Genomic DNA, 3,974 nt, shown 5'->3' with positions numbered 1-3,974 from the left:
GCCGTACCCCCCGTGCCCGCCGCCCGCGATCACCTCCACCGCCTCGTCCAGGAAGGCCCGGTCCACCGGGAACTGCCCGGCCGCCACCTCCGCCAGGTGCGCCGCCTTCCCGCGGTCCACCACCAGCAGCGTGGTCATCGGTACGAAGAGGGCGAGCCGTAGACACGCGAGCGCGTAGCGGTCCACCTCGAAGCCGCGGCGGTCGAGCGGGGCGACGAAGCCGGGGTGGGCGATGGCCTGCCGCCGCCCCTCGCCGATGTGTGCTGCCGCCTCGAAGTCCAGCAGCATCACGGACGATTCGTCGGGGCTGACCATGATGTTGAACATGTGCAGGTCGTTGAAGACCACCCCGCGCCCATGCACGGCGGCGACGGCCTCCTCGACCGCGCCGTGGATCCGCAGCGCCCAGCGGGTGTAGTCGGCGACCGCGGCCGGATCCGGCTCGGCGGCCAGCAGCGGATGGCGCTGCGCGAAGAAGGAGTTGAGGGTGCGGCCCGCTATATGGTCCATCACCAGGAAGCGGTGGTCGCCGAGGGTGAACCAGTCGCGCACCTCCGGCGCCACGCCCAGCCCCGACAGCCGCTCCAGCGCGGCCTTCTCCCGCTCCAGGCGGGTGACGGCGTCCGCCCCGTCGGAGGCGAGCCCTGCGTACGGGCGGGCCTCCTTGAGGACCACCTTCGCGCCGGTGCGGGTGTCCGTCCCCACATAAACCCCGCCGCCGTTGGAGAAGTGGAGTGCCTTCTCGATGCGGTACGGGAGGTCGGCGACCGTGGTGGCGTTGCGGGCGGCCAGCTGCGGCGCGAGGAAATCGGGCAGCGTCACCCACTCGGGGACATGGAAGGCGGGGTCGCGGCGGTCCGGGACGAGCCTGCCGGACGGGTCCTCGATGGCGGGCACCAGCGTGCCGCCGGCGCCGGAACCATCGGCATCATCGACGCAGAAGCGCTGCGCGAAGCCGCCGTATCGCACATACAGCGGCCCTTCCTGCCAGCGCAGATCGGTCAGAATGTACGGGCCGGGCTCACCCGCCAGCAGCTCACCCAATTCACGGAGAATGGTGTGGAGTTCCACCTCGTCGGCCGGGTAGATGGTGGCGAACTTCCCGCTGGAGCCGCGCCCCGCGTATTTGGAATTGCGCAGGTGCAGCGCATGCGCGGTGGGCACGAATTTAAAAGGTATTTCCCGGGGAACGCAGTAGTCCCAGACCTTGGCCGCGGTCTTTTCCGCGTTGTCGAGACAGGCCGAGACATGCACCTTCCAGCCCTGGTTCGGCCGGCCCGGCCGAGGGGTCCCATCCTCCAGTACGGGGTTGACGTGCAGCCAGTCCCCGGAGACGAAGGTCTCCCACCCCTCGGGGGCGGTGCGCTGGGCGGCCTCGTAGCGGGATTCGGAAGCCCCCGCGCCGGCGGACAGTCGGTCCGGGGTCTCATAGAAATATCTGTCGGCAAGACAGAAGACCTCATACCTCTTGTCCATCGCGTCCCCCTCGGCGTGATGGGTTAGAGATTTCCACGCCACCACCGAGGGGGAACAGTCACATCCGTCATGAAGAGACCGTGCAATACGCATGAGTAAGTTCGATGAACTGGAGTTCGAAATTCATGAACTGGAGTTCGAACTTCCCCGATCCCGGCCCCGGTCCGGCTATTCGTCCGGGGGGAATACCTGCTCCCCGCCGATGAGCCGGATGGCGATCGCCTCGACCGGACATCCCTCGGCCGCCGCCAGCACCGCCTCCGACGCGTCCGTCTCCGCCGCGACCGGATGCGACTGCCGAGCCCCGTCGAGCCGGAACCCGCCGGGCGCGGCGCTCACACACAGCCCCGAGCCGATGCAGACGTCGCGGTCCACCTCGACATGCCAGCGGTCGCCCATCAGCCCTGCTCCCCGTCCCAGCCCTGCGGCAGATGGATCATCTTGTGCTCCAGGAACGAGGAGAAGCCCTCGGGCCCGAACTCCCGCCCCAGACCGGAGTTCTTGTAGCCGCCGAACGGCCCGAGCATGTCGAGGCTGAAGGTGTTGACGGAGTACGTACCGGTGCGGATCCGGCGCGCGATCTCGATGCCGTGCGCCACGTCCGCGGTCCATACGCTGCCGGACAGGCCGTAGTCGGAGTCGTCGGCGATACGCACCGCCTCCTCCTCGTCCCCGTACGGCAGCAGGCAGATCACCGGTCCGAAGATCTCTTCGCGGGCGATGCGCATGCCGTTGTCGACGTCGCCGAACAGCGTCGGCTCGACGTACCAGCCCTTCTCCTGGGCCGCCGGGCGCCCGCCGCCCGTCAGCACCTTGGCGCCCTCCCGCTGCCCGGTGGCGATGTAGTCGAGCGACCGCTGCTGCTGGCGCCGCGCCACCAGTGGCCCGACCTGGGTCGCGGGGTCCAGCGGGTCGCCGACGACCAGGGCCGAGGCGGCGGCGGCGAAGCGGTCGGCGATCTCGTCGTAGTGGCTGCGCGGGGCGAGGATACGGGTCTGGGCGACGCACGCCTGGCCGTTGTTCATCCACGCGTTGGGCACGATCCCGGCGACCGCCGCGTCCAGGTCGGCGTCCGGCAGGATCACCGCGGCGGACTTCCCGCCCAACTCCAGCGTCACCCGGGTCAGATTGCGCGAGGCGACCTCCATGACCCGCTTACCGCCCGCGACCGAGCCGGTGAAGGACACCTTGTCCACGCCCGGGTGCCCGACCAGGTACTCGCTGACCTCGCGGTCCGCCGGGAGGATCGACAGCACCCCCTCCGGCAGCCCGGCCTCGGCGACGATCTCCGCCAGGATGTAGGAGTCCAGCGGGGTCTCGGGTGACGGCTTGAGGATCACCGAACACCCGGCCAGCAGCGCGGGCGCCAGCTTCGCCGCCGCCGTGAACTGCGGAACGTTCCACGGCACCACCGCCGCGACCACCCCGACCGGCTCGCGCCGCACCAGCAGCGGCCCCAGGACCCCGGCCCGCCGCTCCTCGAAGACGAAGCCGCGCGCCACCGTGATCGCGGAGTCCCACACCATCAGCGCGCCCAGCGCCTGGCCCAGCACGCTCCAGGAGTACGGAGAGCCGTTCTGCGAGCTGATGGCCTTGGCGATCTCCTCGTGGCGGACGGCGACGGCGTCCTTGATACGGGTGACGACCGCGATCCGCTCCTCAAGCGACGCCCGGGCCCAGGGCCCCTCCTCGAACGCGGTGCGCGCCGCCGCGACCGCCCGGTCCACATCCGCGCGCGAGGCGTGCGGCACCCGCCCGATGACCGCCTCGGTGTGCGGCGAGACGACCTCGATCACATCCGTGCCGGCCGGTTCGGCCAACGCGCCGCCGATGAAGAGCTGTCCGTGCTCGATGAGGTCGCTCATTGCCGAGCCTCCCGCCGCTCGTCTGGATCTCACGCCTATCTGACGCTGCATCAGAACTGATACCAGTTCTAGTTATAGTGGGCAATGCTTGCGATGCTTGCGTTGCTCGCACGAGCGACCGGGAGAGGGGGACACCCATGGCGGGGGCAAGGACAGGGGCAGACACAGGCGCCGGGGCAGAGGCAGGGGCAGAGGCAGAGGCAGAGGCAAAGGCGCGCCCAGAGGTAACGGACCACGGCGGCGGGGTGTGGAGCATCCCGGTCCCCATCCCGGACAACCCCCTCGGCCACACCCTCGTCCACCTCCTCGACACCGACCGCGGCCCGGTCCTTGTCGACACCGGCTGGGACGACCCGACGGCCTGGGACGCCCTCGTCTCCGGCCTCGCCGCCTGCGGCACCTCGGTGTCCGACGTCCACGGCGTGCTCATCACCCACCACCACCCCGACCACCACGGGCTGTCCGCCCAGGTGCGCGACGTATCCGGGGCATGGATCGCCATGCACGCCGCCGACGCCGAGGTCGTACGCCGCACCCGTGAGGCCGAGCCCACCCGCTGGCTCGACTACCTCGCCGTAAAGCTCGCCGCCGCCGGAGCCCCCGAGGAACACCTCGCCCCGCTGCGCGCCGCCC

4 protein-coding genes are annotated in these 3,974 nt (G+C 70.4%); 1 reads left to right on the top strand and 3 read right to left on the bottom strand.

Translation table 11 applies throughout. The features are described 5' to 3' along the window. The 3 genes from lanKC to CCN51_RS43975 form a co-directional block, all read right to left on the bottom strand. A partial coding sequence (gene lanKC / locus CCN51_RS43985) for a class III lanthionine synthetase LanKC (protein WP_211303307.1) occupies window positions 1-1,476 on the bottom strand: 1,476 nt, incomplete at its 3' end. Window positions 1,477-1,644: 168 nt separating this feature from the next. Then, window positions 1,645-1,875 carry a ferredoxin gene (locus CCN51_RS43980; protein ID WP_014180164.1) on the bottom strand — a complete coding sequence of 77 codons (231 nt, stop codon included), beginning with the start codon at window positions 1,873-1,875 and terminating at the stop codon, window positions 1,645-1,647. Beyond that, on the bottom strand, window positions 1,875-3,341 hold the full coding sequence (locus CCN51_RS43975; protein ID WP_014180163.1) for an aldehyde dehydrogenase: 1,467 nt from the start codon (window positions 3,339-3,341) through the stop codon (window positions 1,875-1,877). Before CCN51_RS43975 ends, CCN51_RS43980 begins: the two co-directional genes overlap by 1 nt. Window positions 3,342-3,586: 245 nt before the next feature. On the opposite strand from CCN51_RS43975, the gene CCN51_RS43970 reads away from it, so the two are divergent. Continuing rightward, window positions 3,587-3,974 (top strand): MBL fold metallo-hydrolase (locus CCN51_RS43970; protein ID WP_245881809.1); only part of this gene is annotated, 388 nt, incomplete at its 3' end.

This window comes from Streptomyces milbemycinicus (assembly GCF_002154605.1).
GTDB lineage: Bacteria > Actinomycetota > Actinomycetes > Streptomycetales > Streptomycetaceae > Streptomyces > Streptomyces milbemycinicus.
Note: the sequence above shows the minus strand (reverse complement) of the source record. Positions and strands in the feature narration are given on the sequence as shown.